This is a genomic window from Myxococcus sp. CA051A (genome assembly GCF_013336705.1).
Lineage (GTDB): Bacteria > Myxococcota > Myxococcia > Myxococcales > Myxococcaceae > Myxococcus > Myxococcus llanfairpwllgwyngyllgogerychwyrndrobwllllantysiliogogogochensis.
Genome location: NZ_JABUMS010000061.1, coordinates 1 through 1124, shown reverse-complemented (window position 1 = coordinate 1124; position 1124 = coordinate 1). Strand labels below are relative to the sequence as shown.

Sequence of the window (1124 nt, the reverse complement as noted above, 5' to 3'; positions counted from 1 at the left end):
TCCGCCGACGTCTCCGGCATCGAGCACGCCGTCGGCCTCTTCATCAACACACTGCCCGTCCGCATCTTCGTCGACGAAGACGCCACCGCGCTCTCCTGGCTCCAGCAGCTCCACACCCAGCAGCTCGAGCTGCGCCAGTTCGAGCACACGCCGCTGACCCACCTCCAGCGGTGGAGCGACGTGCCGCGTGGCACGCCCCTCTTCGAGTCCCTCTTCATCGTCGAGAACTTCCCCGTCGACGCCGCCGTCAACTCGGCCAGCGCCGAGCTGGGCATCCGCGACTTCAGCGCACGTGAGCAGGCCGATACCCCGCTGGAGGCGTACGTCATCCCCGGGGACGCCCTGGAGCTGCGCCTGCTCTTCGACGCCGCTCGCTTCGAGCCCTCCACCCCCGAGCGCCTCCTGCGCCACTGGAGCATCGCCCTCCAGGCCCTCGTCTCCAGTCCCGACTCACGCCTGGGGGCGCTCTCCCTGGTGACGGGAGAGGAGCGCGAGCAGGTCCTTCGCTCCTTCAACGCGTCCTCGCGCCAGTTCGACTCCTCGTGCCTCCACCTCCAGTTCGAGGCACAGGCCGCGCTCACCCCCGACGCCACCGCGCTGTCCTTCGGTGACGTCTCGCTCTCCTACCGCCACCTCCACCAGCGCGTCCTTCGTCTCTCCCACCGACTCCAGTCCCTCGGCCTCCGCCCGGACGCCCCCGTCGGTCTCTTCGTCCAGCGCTCCGCCGACATGGTCGCCGCCATGCTCGCCATCCTCCACGCGGGCGGCGCGTACGTTCCTCTCGACCCTGATTACCCCTCGGACCGCCTCTCCTGGATGCTCCAGGACTCTCGCGCTCCGTTCATTCTCACGTCGCGACGCCTCCTCGACTCACTGCCTTCCTCGGAGGCGCAGGTCCTCCTTCTCGATGAGACGGGCGACGAGGAAGCTCGGACTCCTGGCAACGCGGACGCGGCCAATCTGGCGTACGTCATCTACACGTCGGGCTCCACCGGCCGGCCCAAGGGCGTCATGGTGCCTCACCGCACCGCCGCCAACTTCTTCGCGGCCATGGATGACCGCCTGGGCACCTCTCCCGGCACGTGGCTCGCCGTCACCTCCATCTCCTTCGACATCTCCGTCCT

Annotated in this window: 1 protein-coding gene; it reads left to right on the top strand. The window is 68.9% G+C overall.

The genetic code is table 11. The features are described from left to right. The coding region (locus HUA74_RS44895; protein ID WP_174459504.1) for an AMP-binding protein at positions 1 to 1124 on the top strand (1124 nt) is incomplete at both ends.